An 18,689-nucleotide genomic window follows, 5' to 3' on the forward strand; every position below is an offset into this window, starting at 1 on the left:
AGGAACCCCATGAGCGACACATCCTCCCCATTCGGCTTCGAGCTCGTGCGGCGTGGCTACGACCGCGGCCAGGTGGACGACCGCATTACCAAGCTCGTCGCCGACCGTGATAGTGCGCTGGCGCGCATCACCTCGCTGGAAAAGCGCATCGAGGAACTCCACCTTGAGACGCAGAACGCCCAGGCTCAGGTCACCGACGCGGAGCCGTCGTACGCCGGGCTCGGAGCGCGCGTCGAAAAGATCCTCCGTCTTGCCGAGGAGGAGGCCAAGGACCTGCGTGAGGAGGCCCGTCGGGCCGCCGAGCAGCACCGCGAGCTCGCCGAGTCCGCCGCCCAGCAGGTCCGCAACGACGCCGAGTCGTTCGCCGCCGAGCGGAAGGCGAAGGCGGAGGACGAGGGCGTCCGGATCGTCGAGAAGGCGAAGGGCGACGCCACTCAGCTGCGTACGGAGGCTCAGAAGGACGCGCAGTCCAAGCGGGAGGAGGCGGACGCCCTCTTCGAGGAGACCCGTGCGAAGGCCGCCCAGGCTGCCGCCGACTTCGAGACCAACCTGGCCAAGCGCCGCGAGCAGTCCGAGCGGGACCTGGCATCGCGTCAGGCCAAGGCCGAGAAGCGCCTCGCGGAGATCGAGCACCGCGCGGAGCAGCTGCGCCTGGAGGCCGAGAAGCTGCGTACGGACGCCGAGCGTCGGGCCCGCCAGACGGTGGAGACCGCGCAGCGTCAGGCCGAGGACATCGTGGCCGACGCCAACGCCAAGGCCGACCGGATCCGCAGCGAATCGGAGCGCGAGCTGGCGGCGCTCACCAACCGCCGCGACTCCATCAACGCGCAGCTGACCAACGTCCGCGAGATGCTGGCCACGTTGACCGGTGCCGCGGTGGCCGCTGCGGGCAACCCCGTCGACGACGAGCCCATCTCTCGGGGCGTCCCGGCCCAGCAGTCCCGCTGATCCCCGCCCCGCTCGGGGCCACGCATGTCGAAAGCCCCCCGCCGCTCAAAAGTGGCGGGGGGCTTTGCGCACGCCGTACGGTGTCCGCATGATCGAGCTGGATGGCCTCACTAAACACTTCGGGAGCAAAGTCGCCGTCGACCATCTGTCATTCCAGGTCAGACCAGGAGTTGTGACCGGATTCCTCGGCCCGAACGGCGCGGGCAAGTCGACGACGATGCGCATGATGCTCGATCTGGACAACCCGACCAGCGGCGATGTCCGGATCGACGGCAAGCACTATCGGGAACTGGAAGAGCCGCTGAAGTACATTGGCGCGCTGCTGGACGCCAAGGCCATGCATGGCGGGCGGAGTGCCTACAACAACCTCCTCTGTCTGGCGCAGGCGAACCGCATTCCGGCGTCCAGGGTGGATCAGGTTCTGGACATCGTGGGTTTGACCGCGGTGGCCAAGAAGAAGTCGAAGGGGTTCTCCCTCGGCATGGGTCAGCGCCTGGGCATCGCGTCCGCGCTGCTCGGCGACCCCGAGATCCTGATGTTCGACGAGCCGGTGAACGGGCTCGACCCGGAGGGCATCCATTGGATCCGCAATCTGATGAAGGCTCTGGCGTCCGAGGGGCGCACGATTTTCGTCTCCTCGCACCTGATGAGCGAGATGGCCCTGACGGCCGATCACCTCATCGTCATCGGGCAGGGGCGGCTGCTGGCGGACACCTCGATGGCGGACTTCATCCAGGAGAACTCCCGTAGCTTCGTCCGACTGCGCTCGCCCGATCAGGAGCGGTTGCGGGACGTGCTCAGCGAAGGGGGCTTCACCGCAGTCGAGGCGGGCTCGGGGGTCCTGGAGATCGACGGCGCGACGTCGGAGGAGCTGGGCGAGTTGGCGGCCCGTCACCAGATCACCCTGCATGAGCTGAGTTCCCAGCGGGCCTCGCTGGAAGAGGCGTTCATGCAGATGACCGCGGGCGCGGTGGAGTACCACGCCCACGGGACGAGCCATGCAGGCCCGCCGTCCGATCAGCAGCCGGGGCCCCAGTGGGGCCAGAGCTACCAGAGCAGCAAGGGAGCCTGACCCATGGCCTCGGTACCCGCGGTCCTCCAGTCCGAGTGGACCAAGATCCGTACGGTCTCCTCGACCACCTGGACGCTGGTGTGTGCGTTCTTGGTGACCGTCGGACTGAGCGCGGCCCTGTGCGCCCTGACGAAGGCGACCTTCGACGACCTCAGCCGCGAGGAGCAGTTCACCTTCGACCCGACCCTCATGAGCTCGTCGGGGATGATCCTCGGCCAGCTGGCGATGGTGGTGTTCGGTGTGCTGGTGGTGGGCACGGAGTACAGCTCCGGAATGATCCGCACCTCGCTGGCCGCCGTACCGCAGCGGGCGACCTTCCTGTTCAGCAAGATCACCGTGGCCACGGCACTGGCCCTGGGCGTCGGACTGGCGACGAGTTTCGCGTCCTTCTTCATCGGTCAGGCGCTCCTCGGCGAGCACCGGACGACGATCGGCGCGGAGAACGTCCTGCGCGCGGTCATCGGTGGCGGGCTCTACATGGGCCTGATCGCGCTGTTCTCGATGGCGGTGGCCACGATGCTGCGCAGCTCCATCCTGGCGCTGGGCATCCTGATGCCGTTCTTCTTCCTCGTGTCGCAGATCCTCGCCTCGGTTCCGAAGGCCAAGGAAGTGGCGCGCTACTTCCCCGACCAGGCCGGCGCCAAGATCATGCAAGTGGTACCGGACGCGATGGGCAGCGAGGAAACGCCGTACGGGCCCTGGGGCGGGTTGGGGATCATGCTGATCTGGGTGGTGGTGGCGCTTGCCGGCGCCTACCTCCTGTTGAAGAAGCGCGACGCCTGACCTCCGCGTGAGGACATCGGTGGGCCCGGGTCGCCGGAAGGCGGCCCGGGCCTCTGGGTGTCCTGGTGGTACTGCCGGCGATGCGACCGAGAGTCAAAAATCCCCGGTGGGAGGCCGCAGATCTCCCGGAGGCGACGTCCCGAGGTCGGTCGGGCACGCTCTGCGACGGCGAAAGGGTCCACGGCCCGGCCCCGCAGGCGGACCACGTGTTACTGCCTAGGACGAACTGGGGAGAAAAAGTTATCCTCCTAGTTCTTACGGGGGGCGTGCGGCTGACCAGCCTGGGCCCCGATGACCAGAAGTCGATGGGGCTGGAGAATGATCGAGGCAGTCGGCCTGACGAAGCGCTACGGCGCGAAGACGGCCGTGTACAACCTTTCTTTTCAGGTGAGGCCGGGTGCCGTCACCGGGTTCCTCGGTCCCAACGGTGCTGGCAAGTCCACCACCATGCGGATGATCCTCGGGCTCGACAACCCGACCGAGGGCAAGGTGACCGTGGGCGGTCAGCCGTTCCGGCAGACGACGAACGCACCCCGGCAGGTGGGCGCGCTCCTGGACGCCAAAGCGGTGCACGGCGGGCGGAGTGCCCGTAACCACCTGCTGTCGTTGGCGCAGCTCTCGGGCATTCCGGCCCGCAGGGTGGACGAGGTCCTCGGCGTGGTGGGGCTCCAGGAAGTCGCCCGGAAGCGCTCCAAGGGCTTCTCGCTCGGTATGGGCCAGCGGTTGGGGATCGCGGCGGCCCTGCTCGGCGACCCCCAGGTGCTGCTGTTCGACGAGCCGGTGAACGGGCTGGACCCGGAGGGCATCCTGTGGGTCCGCAATCTGATGAAGCAACTCGCGTCCGAGGGGCGCACCGTCTTCGTCTCCTCGCACCTGATGAGCGAGATGGCCCTGACCGCGGACCATCTGATCGTCATCGGCCGGGGGCAGTTGCTCTCGGACATGAGCGTGAAGGACTTCATCTCCGCCAACTCGGCCGACTTCGCCCGGGTGCGGACTCCGGACAGTGATCCCCAGCTGCGGGAGAAGCTGTCCGCCGCATTGAGCGAGGCCGGCGGGCACGTGGTGCCGGAGCCGGACGGCGGACTGCGGGTGATGGGGCTGCCGCTGCCGCGGATCAGTGATCTGGCGCACGGGGCGGACGTCCGGCTGTGGGAGCTGTCTCCGCACCAGGCATCGCTGGAGGAGGCGTACATGCGGATGACGCAGGGAGCGGTCGACTACCGCTCGTCGACGGACCAGAAGGCCGGGCTGATGCAGCAGCCCCAGCCGGGATTCGGTCCGCCGCCGCAGGTTCCCGAGGTGCCGCAGCAGAGCTGGTACGCACCACCGCCGCCGCAGCACGGCCAGCAGCCGCCGGCCCCCGGTGGCCAGGGTCCGGCTCCGACCGCGGCTGCCGCTCCCGCCCCGGATCCGCGGCTGCCGGCCGCCTCGACGCCCACGGCCCCGGCCGCGCCCGCGTCCGCGTCCGCCCCTGCCGATCTGACCAAGTCCGAGGACCCGCGATGACCACCCCCTACCAGCAGCAGCACGCGCCCGGAGTCGGCTACACCTCGCCGATCCCGATCCGCCGTGCCCACCTCGGTGACGCCATCGCCTCGGAATGGACCAAGATCCGTTCCGTACGGTCGACGATCTGGACGCTCGGTGTGATGGCGCTGCTCCTCATCGGCATCGGTCTGGCCATCGCCGCGGCGATCTCCGGCAGTGACACCAATGTGGACGGGCAGCCGATCCTGTCGCTCGGGTTCTTCGGCGTGCTGCTCAGCAGCATCTGTGTGATGACGCTCGGCGTGCTGACGATCGCTTCGGAGTACGGCACCGGGATGATCAGGACGACGCTGACGGCCTGCCCCTCCCGCGGGCGGGTGCTCACGGCCAAGGCGATCGTCTTCTTCGCGCTGGTGTTCACGGTCACCCTGGCCTTCACCCTGCTCGTGGGTGCGGCACAGGTGGCGATCATCGACCAGGGTTCGCCCAGCTCCGAGGAGTGGCTGCGCTCCACGCTCGGCGTCAGTCTCTATCTGGCCCTGCTCGGTCTGCTCTCCCTGGCCGTGGGCTCGCTGATCCGGCACTCCGCGGGTGCGATCACGATCATGATCGGGTTGGTGCTGCTCCCGCTGGTGCTGGCCATGTTCATGTTCACCGAGTCCCTGTCGTGGCTCCAGGACGCGCTGCTCGAATACTCGATCCCCAGCCAGCTCGGCGTGCTCTACGACAACTCCGTGACCGAGTCGGGCCCCACGGGTTGGGAGCCCTTGTGGATCATGCTCGGGATTGCGGCCGTCGCCCTGGGGTCCGCGTACGCGACGATGAACGCACGGGACGTCTAACGACGTTCAGCCGGCACCGGGCGCAAGCTCAGTGCTTGGGAGCGTTCCGGGACCGCTGCACCCGTGAGGTGCGGCGGTCCTTCGCGTTCCAGCACGCCTTGTGCCAGTGGCGGCGGTCCTCGACGCCGCCGTGCTGGGGCCAGGCCACGACGTGCGGCATCCCCGACGGGATCTCCTGGTCGCACCCGGGGCAGCGGTACCGCTTGCCGGCGGCACTTGCTCCGGCGACGTGGCGCACGGACCAACCCTCGCCCTGCCAGGACTCGGTGCGGCCGAAGCCGCCGTACCTGTCCCCGGGGTCACCGGAGGGCTCGGAGGGATTGTCGCCGCCCTTGGGGCGGTTACGGCGCGGGGACACGTGATACCTCACGGGGCAAGTACGGACGTTTCCTGTCGAGTCCAAGCCTACGGTCCAGGGTCGGGGGTACACGTACCACTCAGCGTGAGAGCTGGCCACTCCTCAGGAGCAGTTACCGGAAAATCGCAAGAACTTCACTTTGTGCCGTGCCTTTGGCACGTGTCAGACGTTATTGCCGTCAAGGGGAGTGACGCGTCGGCCGCAAGGAGGCAGAAGGCGATGCGCGTGGGTACGTTCGTGCTGGCAGCCCAGTTCCCGGGGCAGGGCCAGGGGGAGGCGCTCCACCGAGCGGTGCGATCCGCGGAGGTGGCGGAGGAAGCCGGCTTGGACACGGTGTGGCTGGCGGAGCATCACTTCGTGCCGTACGGCGTCTGCCCGTCCGCCGTGACGCTGGCCGCGCTCCTCCTCGGCCGCACCCGACGCATCCGGGTGGGCACCGCCGTGAGCGTGCTCCCGAGCGCCCATCCGGTGGCCCTGGGCGAGCAGGCCGCGCTGCTCCATCTGACCAGCGGCGGCAGGTTCTCGCTGGGGGTGGGCCGAGGGGGGCCCTGGATCGATCTGGAAGTCTTCGGCGGCGGTCTGCGCGCGTACGAGTCGGAGTTCCCCGAGTCCCTGGATCTGCTGCTGCGCTGGCTCCGTGAGCCCCGCGTGAGTGCGCACGGCCCCCGGTTCTCCTTCCGCGAGGTCGAGGTGGTGCCCCGCGCCGGAGAGCTGCTCGACGGCGGTGCGGGCCCCGAGGTCATCGTCGCCTGCACCTCGCCGAAGAGCGTCCGGCTCGCCGCCGAGCGCGGACTGCCCATGCTGCTGGGCATGCACAGCAGTGATGCCGAGAAGGCGGAGATGGTCGGGCTCTGGCGCAGCCACGCCCTGGCGGTCGGCAGATCTCCCGACGAGGTCGCGGAGGTCGCCCATGTGTCGGCGGGAGTGGCGCAGATCGCGGACACCGCGGCCGAGGCGATGGAGACGCTGTTGAAGGCCATGCCCGGCTGGCTCAAACAGGGGTTGGACGCCCATGTCACCGTCGACGGCCGACGTCGGGTGATGCGCGACCCCGTCGCCTACACCGATCTGCTCTGCGCACTGCATCCCGTGGGCCCGCCCGCTCTCGCCGCGGATCGCCTGGCTGCGACCGCCGAACGCACGGGCATCACGCGCTTCGCCCTGCTGACCGAGGGTTCGGGGGACCTTGCGACCACGGAGGCCAATGTGCGCAGCCTCGGGACCGAGGTTCTGCCCCTGCTGGCTTGAGCCGCCCCGGAGCCGTTTCGATCGCTGCCCGCTGAGGGCGCCGTGATCACGCTCCCCGCTCAGGACCCATGCTGCCGCTCCGACATCACACATCACGGCTCTCGTGATGCGGAGCGGCAGCAAAAGACATCAGCAGTCGCGCATCTCCGGCGACTGGTTCAGCAACTGGCCCCTGATGGAAGTGAAGCGGGCCAGCCGCTCGTCCACCGACGGGTCCAGCGGGAAGACCGCGACGCGATGGCAGTTCTGGAACGCCAGACGCACGCCGAAGTGCCGTTGGAGCGCACCTCGGATCGCATCGCTGGCGAGAGCGCGCAGCAGTTGACCACGTGCCTGCTCATCCGGCGGGGGCGTCTGGTTGTCGGCGAACTCGCCGCCGTCGACCTTCAGCTGTGCCACCAACGTAGTGATCATCTCCCATGCGTATGGCAGGGAGGTCCGGACGCAGTCGACGAAAGCGGCTTCATCGACTTCGCCTCGCTCGGCCTGTTCCAACAGCGCCGGTGAGACGTCGAGCGACATGGGTTCTCCTCTCGCGACCCCGGGTCACGGGGTCATACGGGCAGGGAAGTAGGCGCCGGGGACACCGCCGTACGGTATGACGTACGGCGACACAGAGTGCGCACCCGGCGACCTGCTGCATCCACGGTAAGTGCGCCGTCCAGAGCGCACCAGGAGATTGGGAGGACAACCGGCCAACGACGAACGGGGACAAGTGGGGCGACCCGAACCGCCTCAGCCAACCGCAGTGGGGCCTCGCAGCAGGGGAGCGTAGAAGGAATCGCGCCGGGTGGGGCAGGTCGAGTAGCGTTGCCCCTCATGCGCCTTGTCATCGCCCGCTGCTCCGTGGACTACGCGGGCCGGCTCACCGCCCATCTGCCCTCAGCTCCCCGTCTGATCCTGATCAAAGCGGACGGCAGCGTCTCCATCCACGCGGACGACCGCGCCTACAAGCCACTGAACTGGATGTCCCCTCCGTGCTCGCTCAAGGAGGGTGACGGCGATGTGTGGACGGTCACCAACAAGGCGGGCGAGAAGCTGATCATCACCATGGAGGAGGTCCTCCATGACTCCTCGCACGAACTGGGAGTGGATCCGGGTCTGATCAAGGATGGCGTGGAGGCGCACCTCCAAGAACTGCTCGCCGACCGTATTGAGACGCTGGGCAGCGGTTACAGCCTGATTCGTCGTGAGTACCCCACGGCCATCGGTCCGGTGGACATCCTCTGTCGCGATGCCGATGGTGCGACCGTCGCCGTGGAGATCAAGCGGCGTGGTGAGATCGACGGGGTGGAGCAGCTGACCCGCTATCTGGAGTTGCTGAATCGCGATCCGCACCTGGCGCCGGTCAAGGGGCTGTTCGCGGCTCAGGAGATCAAGCCGCAGGCGCGTGTGCTGGCGACGGACCGTGGCATCGGCTGCGTCGTCCTCGACTACAACGCCCTGCGGGGCATCGAGGACGACAAGCTCAGACTCTTCTGAGTCCTCTCGAACAGACGCGGTGCGGCCCAGGAAGCCTGGCTTCCTGGGCCGCACCGTGCGTTGGGGATGTTCAGGCCAGGGAGGGTGAGACTCCGCCTGGCCCCGCCGGCGCGGACGCCGACGACGGCGATCCGCTCACGGGCGCGCTGCTGATCGGTGCGCTCGCGGTGACCCCGCCAGACGTGGAGGGGCGGGGAGTGCTCGAACCGGTCGACGACTGGGACGAGGAGGGCTCGCCCGGGTTGGAGGGTCCGGTGGGCGGCCTGCTCGTCGGCGGTGCGGACGTCGGCCGTGAAGTGGGCCGGGTCGACTGCGAGGACGACGGGCTCTCCCCCGGTTCCTGTGAGCCGCTCGACGACGGGCCCTCGCTGGAGCCGGGGAAGCCGGTGGAACCGCTGGATTCGCTCGGCCGTGAGGATTCGGACGTCCTGGAGGAAGTGGGGTCCGGGTCCACCTCGTCGGAGCTGTCCGGGAGGGGGCTCGTGGGGGCGTCCGGGTCATCGGGGTCGTCGGCAGGCTCGGTGTCCGGCTCATCGGCCTGGAGACCGTCCTGTTCGTCGTCCACGTTCGCGGACTGTCCGTTGCGGACGTTCACGCTGGGCTGCTCCTCACCGTCCCCGGCCATGCCCAGGGTCAGCACCGTGCCGAGGAGCGCGACGATCACCGCGCCGGCACCCGCGGCGACCAGATTGCGTCGGGCGCCGCGCAGAACGGCGAACCGCTTGCCGGGCGCCGAGCGCGGCTCCCTGCGGTCGAAGGAGTAGGGCGGCGGCGCCTGCGAGGCCACCAGGGTCTCCGGGATGACCGCGGTCTCCTGGGTACGGGGCTCCGGTTGCTCGTCGCGTTCGTCGCGTGTGTCGCCTGGGGCGCGTTCATGGGCGAGTTCGGGCGGGGCGACCGCTTGACCGGCCGGCAGGGCGAGAGCGGTCCGGCCCTGCGGCAGTTCCAGCTCCGGGGCCGCCACCTCCAGCTCCGGGGCGGGCACCGGCGGTGGCACGGGGGCCGGGATCGCACTGGGCACGAGTCCGTTCTCACGGTCGGCGACCAGTGCCAGCGCGCGGCGCCCGGCGACGGTGCCCCGCTTGTCGGCGAGTGCTCCACGCATGGCGATGGAGGCTTCCAGCTCCGCCCGGGCCCGGTCCAGGCTGTCCGTGCAGAGGGCCAGAACGCCGAGTTCATGGTGGAAGTACGCCTCTTCGGCCACCTCTCCCGCGATGCGGGCGGCCTCCGAACCGACACGGAGGACGCGCTCCCAGCCACCCCAGTACAACCCCGCGGCGAAGGCGGGCGCAGCACTGCGCGCGAGGAGGACGGCCGCGCTCGCGTCAGCGGCTTCGGTGCCGGGCACCAGAGCGGTGAGCGCGGCCACGATGGCGTCCGCCTCGGCGACGGCCCGCTCGGGTGTGACGGAGGGGTGCGCGGTCCACCAGGCGTAGTGCTGTGCGGTGGTACGGGCATGGGCCGCGGCCTCGTCGGCGTACCCGCGCTCGGTGAGTTGGACCAGCACGCCCGCGGCGAGCCGGTAGCGCCCGCCGACGGGTGAGAGCAGTCCGCAGCGCATCAGTTCGCCGATGGCGGTGTCCGCGTGGGTGTCGCCGATGAGCGCAGGCAGATGGGCCTGGTGCGGGACCTCACCGCCGAGGGCGACCGCGAAGCGCAGGGTGTTGCGGGCGGACTCGCTGAGCCGCGAGGCGAGGAGGGCTGCGGGCGCCGCACCCTGGCCGAGCGTCGGCAGGGGGACCTCGCCACCCGTGGCGTCGATGCGGGCGAAGGCTTCGAAGGCGTCAGGGTCCTCTTGGAGTTCCTGGATCTCCTGACGGAGCGCATCGCACTGCCGCAGGAGCGCGCCGGCCTGGACGAAGCGCAGGGGCAGTCCCTCGGATTCGAACCAGAGGTCGCCGGCCCAGTTCTGCTCGTCCTCGGTGAGGGGACGGTCCACGGCGCGCTTGAGGAGTTCCAGGGACGCGGGGCGGCCGAGTCCGACCAGGGTGACCTCTTCGAGCCGTGAGGCGTCGGTGGGGCCGGGCACCTCGGGGGTGGTCGCCGTCAAGAAGGCGCACTCGGGTGCCGCGTTGAGGAGTTCATCGAGGGCCGCGCCGCCGAAGTCGAGGTCATCGAGGACGACGATCGCACCGATCTCCCGGATGTGGGAGAGGAGTTGGTTGCGGTCGGGGCGCAGCTGGGGGGTGGTGTGGATCGCGTTGAACAGGTCGTTCAGCAGATCGCTCGGAGTGCGTTGGCGGCCGTTGAGGCGAACGACTCCGTCGGGTGCGAGGTCGGCGCACTCCGCGGCCACGGCGTTCAGCAGGGTGGTGCGTCCGGAGCCCGCGGCCCCGGTGACGCGTATGGAGCGGCCCCGGGCGAGCATGCGTATCAGGCGCTCGCGCTCCTCGTCCCGCTCCAGGAGCGGCAGTCGGGGGGTGGCGGGCCCGGCGAGCGCCGGCGGCCTGCCGATGCGCTCGTGTTCGATCCGTTCCGTGTTACTACGGCGTACGGCGGTGGTGAGCCGGCTCAGGCCGTCAGGAGTGCCTCCCGGTGGGCAGAGCTCGACTTCGCTCCCGTCCACGGGATTGACGGTCAGCAGAAAGTCGCCGGAGATCAGTCGGACCATGCGGGCCGGTGCCTGCCCGCCGGTCTGTCCGAAGCCCGGTGCCGCGGCGTCCCGGGACGGGCGTACCGTGCCTTCTTGTTCGCCGAAGCTCTCGTTGTCCATCGTCCAAGCCCCCAAATGCACTGTGCATAGGTTCGTCCGCCGCCGCGGTCTTCGCGGAGCCCGCGACGGAGGCAGATACGAAGGAGCCCCTCCCGGTCCACTTCGTACGCCCGGCCGTCGCTTTGCCCCTCGCCAGCCGTACGAGCTCCGTTGCGGCGCTGGCACGGCGGATGAGTGGGCCCAAGACCCCCGCAGGGTATCCACCTGCGGTGGGGTGCTGCCCCGTCCGCGACGTCACAGTCTCATGAGAATCGCCGCAGGGGTCAGCTCAAAGCCGACTACCGGGCTCTGTCACCGCAGGTGTTGTACAGCTGTTACCGCGCGGTCGCAGGAGCGTCACCGCTGGCACGCGCCTTTTTCACATCACGGTCATCCCACGGAATCCGGAGCATCCCGGAGATCCCGGGAGGTGGCGCGGGGTGTCGATCAGACCCGAGGAAGCGATTCAGCGGCCAGGCCGCCTTCGATCGCGAGGATGCGGTGCAGCCGGGTTGCCACCAGCAGGCGCTGCATCTGCGGCGGTACGCCACGCAGCACAAGGCGTCGGCCGCAGCGGCCGGCCCGGCGGTGGGCGCCCATGATGACTCCGAGCCCCGTCGCGTCCCACGAGTCGAGGTCGGTCAGGTCGAGTACGAGGTCGCCGTGACCGTCGTCGACCGCCGAGTGCAGGACCGTGCGGGCGTCCGCCGCGCTGCGCACGTCGAGGCGGCCCCCGACGACCAGCTCGGTGTGGTCGCCCCTGATGTGCATATGCGCTCCCCGGGAAGTGCCTCAGTGCCCTGTGCGAATGCCGCCGGCCGCCCTGGCGTCACTCACGCTGGCTGCTCTGACTGTGCTCGTTCGGTGTGCTTGTCGCGCGTTCACAGTTCTTGGACGTACTTGTCTTTCACCAACTGACTGCCCGAAGGGCACTCCAGTTGCTGGTTGTAAGCGAACCGATACCGAATTCACCCCTGAGGGTGATGTTCGATGGCCTGTCAGTGGGTTTCGTGGGTGTAGAAGCCCTGGCCGCTCTTGCGTCCGATGTCCCCGGCGTCCACCATCCGGCGCATCAGCTCCGGCGGGGCGAACTTCTCGTCCTGGGACTCGGTGTAGATGTTGCTCGTGGCGTGGAGGAGGATGTCCACGCCGGTGAGGTCGGCCGTGGCGAGCGGGCCCATCGCATGACCGAAGCCCAGCTTGCAGGCGAGGTCGATGTCTTCGGCCGATGCCACTCCCGACTCGTAGAGCTTGGCCGCCTCGACGACGAGTGCGGAGATCAGTCGGGTGGTGACGAAGCCCGCCACGTCGCGGTTGACGACGATGCAGGTCTTGCCGACCGACTCGGCGAACTCACGCGTCGTGGCGAGGGTTTCGTCGCTGGTCTTGTAACCCCGCACCAACTCGCACAGCTGCATCATCGGCACGGGCGAGAAGAAGTGTGCACCGACGACCCGCTCCGGACGTTCGGTGACCGCCGCGATCTTGGTGATGGGGATGGCGGACGTGTTGGAGGCAAGTACGGCGTCGTCGCGCACGAGCCGGTCGAGGGCGCGGAAGATGTCGTGCTTGACGTCCAGCTTCTCGAAGACCGCCTCGACGACGATGTCCGCATCGGCGACGGCGTCGAGGTCGGTCGTGGTGGTGATGCGGGCCAACGCCGCTTCGGCCGCGTCCGCTTCGAGCTTGCCCTTGGCCACGAACTTGGCGTACGAGGCGCGGATGCCGTCGGTGCCGCGGGTCAGCGCCTCTTCGGTGACATCGCGCAGGACCACGTCCCAGCCCGCCTGGGCGGAGACCTGTGCGATCCCGGCACCCATGAGTCCGGCCCCGATGACGGCGAGCTTCCTGGCCACTGCGACACCCCTTAACACACGTTTACATTTCGCCTCTCGGGCGGAGGTTAGCGCTCCACGGCGGCCGTGTGGCGGTGAAGAGATGCGCGTCACGTCTCAAATGACGGACATCACACCGGGGTCGGTCAGCGAGGCGTCCGCACGGCGTAGTCATGGACCTTGGCGCTCAGCAGGTCCTCGATCTCGTCCAGGACGGCGAGGGCTTCGCGGGAGACCTCCTCCGGAGGACGGCCGGCCATCATCTCGGTCCCGATGAAGCTCATGGTGGCTTCGTGCGCCCAGGTGATCTGACCGGCGATCAGATGGGGCAGCGGGTCCGCGGGACCCGTCGCCAGTTCGGCACGGAGCTCTGCCTCCAGGTTCTCCCGCACCTCTTGCTGCATCCCCCAGAGACTGGAGCGCAGCGTGGGCGCAGCATGGACGACCAGCAGGAATCGCTCCCATCCGGCGACCAGCCCCACCCGCGGGGAGACCGCTTCGACCTCGGCGCGCAACTCGCGCAGGACGGCGGCGGCGGCCGACTCCCCCGATGGCCGCCCACGCACCCAGCGGGCGAGGCGCGTGGTCACCTCCTTGCTGCGGTCGAGGAAGAGGTCCTCCTTGGTGGCGAAGTAGTTGTAGACGGTGTTGACGGAGACATCGGCCGCCTCGGCGATCTCCGCGATGGTCACCGCGTCGAAACCCCGCTCCAGGAAGAGGCCGGTGGCGGTGTCGGAGATGTGCTGTCTGGTCTGGCGCTTCTTGCGCTCTCTGAGTCCCTCGGCCATGCCGGGCATCGTAGCTTTCCCCTCCCCCGCTTAAATTTTGTAGTCATTGCAAAGTTTCAACGACTCTGCTTTTCTGGGGCCATGGCAGTCATCAGTGCAACCGGGCTCGCCCGGACCTTCCCCAGCAAGAACGGACCTGTGGAGGCCGTGCGCGGAATCGACCTCACGGTCGAAGGCGGCGAGATCATCGGCTTCCTCGGCCCCAACGGCGCCGGTAAGACGACCACCCTGCGTATGCTCACCACCCTGTTGGCACCCACGGGCGGCCACGCCACCGTCGCCGGCTGCGATCTGGTGCGCGATCCCGCGGGCGTGCGTCGCCGGAGCGGTTACGTCGCCCAGTCCGGCGGGCTCGACCCCTATGTCAGCGTCCGGGAGGAGCTCACCACACAGGCCAGGCTCTACCGCATGCCCAAGGCCAAGGCCGTGGCGCGGGCGGCAGAACTCGCCGAGGACTTCGGCTTCGCGGAGTTGATGGACCGTCCGACCGCGGCCCTCTCCGGTGGCCAGCGGCGGCGGCTCGACATCGCCATGGGTCTGACGCACAGGCCCGACGTGCTCTTCCTGGACGAGCCCACCACCGGGCTCGACCCCGGCAGCCGGGCCGACCTCTGGGCACTCGTGCGCAGGCTGCGCGACGACCACGGCACGACCGTCTTCCTGACCACGCACTACCTGGACGAGGCGGACGCACTCGCGGACCGGCTGATCATCGTCGACCAGGGCGTGGTCATCGCCGAAGGCACCCCCACCGCGCTCAAGATCCAATACGGCGGCTCGCAGCACGCCACCCTCCAGGACGCCTTCCTCGCCGTCACCGGCCGCGCCCCGGCCCCCGCCGACGCCACCCCACTCGCCGTCTGAGGAGTCCCGATGCTGCTCCACGACACCGCGCTGATCTTCGGGCGCTACGCCCGGCAGACCCTGCGCTCCCGGTTCCACATCCTCATCGGCATCCTGACGCCGCTGCTCTACCTGCTGTTCTTCGGGCCGCTGCTCACCGGCTTACCCCTGGGTTCCCAGGGCGACTCCTGGCAGGTCCTGGTCCCGGGCCTGCTGCTCCAACTCTCCCTCTTCGGGGCGTCCTTCGCCGGCTTCGGCGCCATCGTCGAACAAGGACAGGGCGTGGTGGAGCGGATGCGGGTCACCCCCGTGAGCCGCCTCGCGCTGCTGCTCGGCCGGGTCCTGAGGGACACCGCACTCGCCGTCTTCCAGGCCGTGCTGCTGGTGCTCGTCGCGCTGGCGATGGGTCTGCGCGCACCGCTCGCCGGAGTCCTCATCGGCCTGGTGTTCGTGGCCCTGCTGGTCGTCTCGCTGGCCTCGTTGTCGTACGCACTGGCGCTCAAGGTCGGCGCCCCTCACGAGTTCGGCCCCGCCGTCAATGCGTTCGTGATGCCGTCCATGCTGCTGTCGGGCCTGATGCTGCCGATGACCCTGGGGCCCGACTGGCTGGACGGACTGTCGCAGGCCGTGCCGTTCCGCCATCTGGTCGACGCCGTCCGGGACGCCTACGTGGGCGAGTACACGAGCGCCTCCATGCTGTACGGCGGGATCGTGGCGGTCGCATTCGCCGCGCTGGGCGTGACGGTGGGCACACGGGTCGTCCGCACGGCCAGCGCATAACTACGCTGGGCCCATGGTCAACCTGACACGCATCTACACCCGTACCGGCGACCAGGGCACGACGGCCCTGGGCGACATGAGCCGCGTCCCCAAGACGGACCTGCGGATCTCCGCGTACGCCGACGCCAACGAGGCCAACGCCGCACTCGGCACGGCGATCGCCCTGGGGCAGCTGCGGGAGGACGTCGTCGGCGTGCTCGTCCGCGTCCAGAACGACCTCTTCGACGTGGGGGCGGACCTCTCCACGCCGGTGGTGGCGGAGCCGAAGTACCCGCCCCTGCGCGTCGAACAGTTCTACATCGACCGACTGGAGGCGGACTGCGACCGCTTCCTTGAGGAGTTGGAGAAGCTGCGCAGCTTCATCCTGCCCGGCGGCACCCCGGGCGCCGCCCTCCTCCATCAGGCGTGCACCGTCGTGCGCAGGGCGGAGCGTTCGACCTGGGCGGCCTGGGAGGTCCACGGCGAGAGCATGAACCCGCTGGCGGCCACCTATCTCAACCGCCTCTCCGACCTGCTGTTCATCATGGCCCGGCTGGCGAACAAGGAGACCGGGGACGTGCTGTGGGTCCCCGGCGGAGATCGCTGAACCCTCGGTGTACCGCTTCGGCCCCGTCGACCCGGATGACCGGGTCGACGGGGCCGAAGCACCGAGAAGTCCAGAGACTCATAGAACACCGCACGGGCCTTCGCGGCCCGCTCGGGCCAGGCCCTACGGGCGGCGCACCCGGACCGGCTCGCGATCCGACTGCCCCTGATCGCTCTGCTCGTCCGTCTTCTGGCCGCCGCTGCCCTTGTTGGGCCAGAGCGAGTACGACAGCGCGATCACACCGTGAATGGCGGTGATCTTCCACGCCTGGTAGATCCAACCCTCCAGCGAGGCGGAGCGGCTCGGGTCGCCGACGTACCAGATCGCCAGGAGCAGCAGTCCGCTCGCGACCGCGGCGCCCACCACCGTCCCGAACCAGATCTTCGCCTCGTGGACGGCCCGTCCCCTTCCGTAGCGCGGCGGCTTCGCAGGCGGCGGCGCGCCACCGAACCGATGGGCCGCATGGCCGTCGAGCCAGGTGACCGTGCGGTGCCCGTGGCCGACGGTGTAGCCGATGTAGAGGGCCGCCAGACCGTGCTTCCAACTGGGGTCCGCGCCGTTCTTGAGGTCGATCGCGGTGACGACCAGCAGCAGGACCTCCAACAGGGGCTCGCAGAGCAGCAGGGCCATGCCCGTCTTCGGCTTCTTCAGGATGTAGCGCGTGGCGAGCCCTGCCGCCAGCAGCACCCAGAATCCGACCTCGCAGACGATGATCAGCGTGACGATCACGGCACAACTCCTTTCACCGACTCCAGCGTCTCGCCGAAGGGGCCGCCGATCGTCGTCGCCAGTGACGAAGTCGTGCTGCATCTTTCGATGTACTCGCAGCTCACCCGGGCTGCGGACGCCCTGCACCCGTCCCGCCGTGTTGGATGGGCAGGTGACGTTTCCCCGCCCTCACCGTGACGATGTGATCCTCGCCGTCGCCGCATTCCTCGGCGGTGTGCTGCTCTGGTCACTGGGGCTGTACACCCAGTCCTCCCGCAATGCGCTGCCCCCCTGGGCAGCCCTGGTGCCACTGGCCGTGATGTCCGCCCAGTCGCTGCTGCGCCGGATACTGCCGCTCGCGATGCTGGCGATCGCCACGGCCGCGCTGATCGCCGATCAGTTCACGGTCGGCAGCCTGGTGACGGTCGTCGTCTTCACGGATGCGGTGTACGCGGCGGTCGTCTACGGCTCCCCCGCCGCGGCCCGTCGGGTCCCCGTGGTGTCCGGACTGATCACCGTGGCATCGACGATCACCCTGCTCGCCGTGTTCCAGGAACCGGTCGGCCTGCTGATCGGGGTCATCATCGGACTGATCACCCTCGCCCCCGCCGCCACCGGGAGCATCATCCGCAACCACCGGGAGGCGGCCGACGCGGCCCGGCTGCGAGCCGAGCAGACGGCGCTGCTCGCCGAGATGGACCGGGTGCAGGCGGTGACGGCCGAGCGCAGCAGGATGGCGCGTGAACTGCACGACATGGTGGCCAACCATCTCTCGGCGATCGCCATCCACTCCACGGCCGCGCTCTCCCTCAAGGACCCGCGCACGACCGAGGAGGCGCTCGGGGTCATCCGTGAGAACAGCGTGGCCGGGCTGTCCGAGATGCGGCGGCTGATCGGGTTGCTCAGACAGAGCAGCGATGACAACGAACCGGCGGCTGCCCCCACTCTGGCCGGCCTCGACGCCCTGATCGCCCAGGCGGGTACCAACGGGGCCGCCAGCGGGCTCACCTTCAGCCTGGACGACCGGCGGGAGGGGGATTCACTGCCCGCGCCGGTGGAGTTGGCGGCGTACCGCATCGTCCAGGAGTCGGTGACGAACGCCCTCAAGCACGCGGAGTCGGGGCAGGTGGAGATCCATCTCTCCCATGAGCGGGGGCGCGCCCTGACCGTGGAGGTGAACAGCCCGTTCGGGAGGAGACCGGGCCCGCGGGCACCGGGTTCCGGGGCCGGGCTGGTGGGGATGCGGGAGCGGGTCGCCCTGTTGAAGGGCGAGTTGACGGCGGGTCCGGTCGAGGGGCCACCGGGCGGCCCGGCCAAGATCTGGTGCGTACGGGCGGTGCTCCCCGTACGGGACGACGACAAGGAGCCATCGACATGACGGACGAATCCGACGGAACGAACGGTCGGCGGACCGGGCGGATCCGGGTGCTGGTGGCGGAGGACCAGAGCGCGGTGCGCGCGGGACTGGTGCTCATCCTCAGGAGCGCTGCGGACATCGAGGTCGTCGCGGAGGCCGCGGACGGCGAAGAGGCGGTGGAGTTGGCTCGGAGCCTCCGTCCGGACCTGGTGTTGATGGATATTCAAATGCCCCGTCTCGATGGGGTTTCAGCCACCCGGCAGATCGTTGAGGACCATCTCGCAGATGTCTTGATCCTTACTACGTTTGATCTTGACGAGTACATCTTCGGAGCGCTAAGAGCTGGCGCCTCCGGATTCCTGCTGAAGAACACCGAGGCGCAGGGGCTGTTGGACGCCGTTCGCACGGTCGCCCGCGGAGAGGGCCTGATCGCCCCGGCCGTGACCCGGCGTCTGATCGCGGAATTCGCAGCTCCCGGCCCCGTTCGCGCCCCTGATGCACCGGACCCCGCTCTGCTGGACGTCCTCACCCGGCGCGAGCGGGAGGTCCTCGTGTGTCTCGGCCAAGGACTGTCGAATGCCGAAATCGCGGTACGGCTGTGCATGGCTGAGGCTACTGTGAAAACGCATGTGAGCCGACTGCTGGGAAAGCTGGACCTCCGTAGCCGGGTCCAGGCAGCCGTTCTGGCACAGGAGTTGGGAATCTGACCCCATCTCTTCACGCCACCGGCTAGCTTTGGTCTGGACCTATTGACGATTGGTCCAGACCTCCTTACTCTCACCGCAACACGCTGCAGTGAGCCACGCAGAGTGCGCAGTGCACGGTCCTACCCCACTATCCGGACCTCCCCAAGGAGCACCCTTGAGCACTCAACCC

General features: G+C 69.0%; 19 protein-coding genes. 12 read left to right on the forward strand and 7 right to left on the reverse strand.

What is annotated here, in order from left to right:
* Positions 1-9: 9 nt before the first annotated feature.
* The 5 genes from ACFXJL_RS01505 (at position 10) to ACFXJL_RS01525 (ending at position 5,136) form a co-directional block, all read left to right on the forward strand.
* Positions 10-948 (forward strand): cellulose-binding protein, encoded by a 939-nt coding sequence (locus ACFXJL_RS01505; protein WP_358881502.1) that lies wholly within the window; start codon positions 10-12, stop codon positions 946-948.
* 88 nt (positions 949-1,036) lie between these two features.
* Entirely contained in the window at positions 1,037-2,020 is a 984-nt protein-coding gene (locus tag ACFXJL_RS01510; protein WP_384637862.1) for an ABC transporter ATP-binding protein, read from the forward strand.
* Positions 2,021-2,023: 3 nt separating this feature from the next.
* A complete protein-coding gene (locus tag ACFXJL_RS01515) occupies positions 2,024-2,803 on the forward strand; it encodes an ABC transporter permease subunit (protein WP_358881504.1) in 780 nt (259 codons plus the stop codon).
* Between the two features lie 318 nt (positions 2,804-3,121).
* Positions 3,122-4,312, forward strand: a complete 1,191-nt coding sequence (locus ACFXJL_RS01520; RefSeq protein ID WP_384688324.1) for an ATP-binding cassette domain-containing protein — start codon at positions 3,122-3,124, stop codon at positions 4,310-4,312.
* Positions 4,309-5,136, forward strand: a complete 828-nt coding sequence (locus ACFXJL_RS01525) for an ABC transporter permease subunit (protein ID WP_358881506.1) — start codon at positions 4,309-4,311, stop codon at positions 5,134-5,136. The genes ACFXJL_RS01520 and ACFXJL_RS01525 overlap by 4 nt, the downstream gene beginning before the upstream one ends.
* Positions 5,137-5,164: 28 nt before the next feature.
* Here ACFXJL_RS01525 and ACFXJL_RS01530 read toward each other — a convergent pair whose 3' ends face one another.
* The gene (locus ACFXJL_RS01530) at positions 5,165-5,494 is read right to left on the reverse strand and encodes an ATP/GTP-binding protein (protein WP_329023423.1); all 330 of its coding nucleotides are present in this window, start codon (positions 5,492-5,494) and stop codon (positions 5,165-5,167) included.
* Between the two features lie 219 nt (positions 5,495-5,713).
* Between ACFXJL_RS01530 and ACFXJL_RS01535 the strand changes: the two genes are divergently transcribed.
* Positions 5,714-6,742, forward strand: a complete 1,029-nt coding sequence (locus tag ACFXJL_RS01535; protein ID WP_358881507.1) for an LLM class flavin-dependent oxidoreductase — start codon at positions 5,714-5,716, stop codon at positions 6,740-6,742.
* Positions 6,743-6,871: 129 nt separating this feature from the next.
* Here ACFXJL_RS01535 and ACFXJL_RS01540 read toward each other — a convergent pair whose 3' ends face one another.
* Positions 6,872-7,264: an SCO5389 family protein gene (locus ACFXJL_RS01540; RefSeq protein ID WP_329023419.1), complete on the reverse strand. Its 393-nt coding sequence runs from the start codon at positions 7,262-7,264 to the stop codon at positions 6,872-6,874.
* Positions 7,265-7,561: 297 nt separating this feature from the next.
* Between ACFXJL_RS01540 and nucS the strand changes: the two genes are divergently transcribed.
* Positions 7,562-8,224, forward strand: coding sequence for an endonuclease NucS (gene nucS, locus ACFXJL_RS01545; protein ID WP_329023418.1), 663 nt, complete (start codon positions 7,562-7,564; stop codon positions 8,222-8,224).
* A 70-nt stretch (positions 8,225-8,294) separates the two neighbouring features.
* On the opposite strand, the gene ACFXJL_RS01550 is transcribed toward nucS, so the two are convergent.
* The 4 genes from ACFXJL_RS01550 to ACFXJL_RS01565 all read right to left on the reverse strand — a co-directional run bounded on the left by ACFXJL_RS01550 (position 8,295) and on the right by ACFXJL_RS01565 (position 13,539).
* On the reverse strand, positions 8,295-10,937 hold the full coding sequence (locus ACFXJL_RS01550) for an ATP-binding protein (protein ID WP_384688329.1): 2,643 nt from the start codon (positions 10,935-10,937) through the stop codon (positions 8,295-8,297).
* A 426-nt stretch (positions 10,938-11,363) separates the two neighbouring features.
* Entirely contained in the window at positions 11,364-11,687 is a 324-nt protein-coding gene (locus ACFXJL_RS01555; protein WP_329023415.1) for an STAS domain-containing protein, read from the reverse strand.
* A gap of 227 nt (positions 11,688-11,914) precedes the next feature.
* The gene (locus ACFXJL_RS01560; RefSeq protein ID WP_384688332.1) at positions 11,915-12,772 is read right to left on the reverse strand and encodes a 3-hydroxyacyl-CoA dehydrogenase family protein; all 858 of its coding nucleotides are present in this window, start codon (positions 12,770-12,772) and stop codon (positions 11,915-11,917) included.
* A gap of 125 nt (positions 12,773-12,897) precedes the next feature.
* Positions 12,898-13,539, reverse strand: coding sequence for a TetR/AcrR family transcriptional regulator (locus ACFXJL_RS01565; protein WP_384637847.1), 642 nt, complete (start codon positions 13,537-13,539; stop codon positions 12,898-12,900).
* 81 nt (positions 13,540-13,620) lie between these two features.
* Here ACFXJL_RS01565 and ACFXJL_RS01570 point away from each other — a divergent pair, with 81 nt between their 5' ends.
* Genes ACFXJL_RS01570 through ACFXJL_RS01580 form a run of 3 tightly spaced genes read left to right on the forward strand, consistent with a single transcriptional unit; the run spans position 13,621 to position 15,748 of the window.
* The gene (locus tag ACFXJL_RS01570; RefSeq protein ID WP_358881511.1) at positions 13,621-14,403 is read left to right on the forward strand and encodes an ATP-binding cassette domain-containing protein; all 783 of its coding nucleotides are present in this window, start codon (positions 13,621-13,623) and stop codon (positions 14,401-14,403) included.
* A gap of 9 nt (positions 14,404-14,412) precedes the next feature.
* Complete coding sequence (locus ACFXJL_RS01575; RefSeq protein ID WP_358881512.1) at positions 14,413-15,162, forward strand: ABC transporter permease; 750 nt, start codon at positions 14,413-14,415, stop codon at positions 15,160-15,162.
* Between the two features lie 13 nt (positions 15,163-15,175).
* Positions 15,176-15,748 carry a cob(I)yrinic acid a,c-diamide adenosyltransferase gene (locus ACFXJL_RS01580; RefSeq protein ID WP_329023406.1) on the forward strand — a complete coding sequence of 191 codons (573 nt, stop codon included), beginning with the start codon at positions 15,176-15,178 and terminating at the stop codon, positions 15,746-15,748.
* 123 nt (positions 15,749-15,871) lie between these two features.
* Here ACFXJL_RS01580 and ACFXJL_RS01585 read toward each other — a convergent pair whose 3' ends face one another.
* A complete protein-coding gene (locus ACFXJL_RS01585; RefSeq protein WP_358875987.1) occupies positions 15,872-16,477 on the reverse strand; it encodes a hypothetical protein in 606 nt (201 codons plus the stop codon).
* 151 nt (positions 16,478-16,628) lie between these two features.
* On the opposite strand from ACFXJL_RS01585, the gene ACFXJL_RS01590 reads away from it, so the two are divergent.
* Both ACFXJL_RS01590 and ACFXJL_RS01595 read left to right on the forward strand, forming a co-directional pair.
* Complete coding sequence (locus tag ACFXJL_RS01590; RefSeq protein ID WP_384688338.1) at positions 16,629-17,834, forward strand: sensor histidine kinase; 1,206 nt, start codon at positions 16,629-16,631, stop codon at positions 17,832-17,834.
* Entirely contained in the window at positions 17,831-18,520 is a 690-nt protein-coding gene (locus ACFXJL_RS01595; protein ID WP_384688341.1) for a response regulator, read from the forward strand. The genes ACFXJL_RS01590 and ACFXJL_RS01595 overlap by 4 nt, the downstream gene beginning before the upstream one ends.
* Positions 18,521-18,689: the final 169 nt, after the last annotated feature.

The sequence above is a fragment of the Streptomyces sp. NPDC059256 genome (genome assembly GCF_042753785.1).
In the GTDB taxonomy this organism is placed as follows: domain Bacteria; phylum Actinomycetota; class Actinomycetes; order Streptomycetales; family Streptomycetaceae; genus Streptomyces.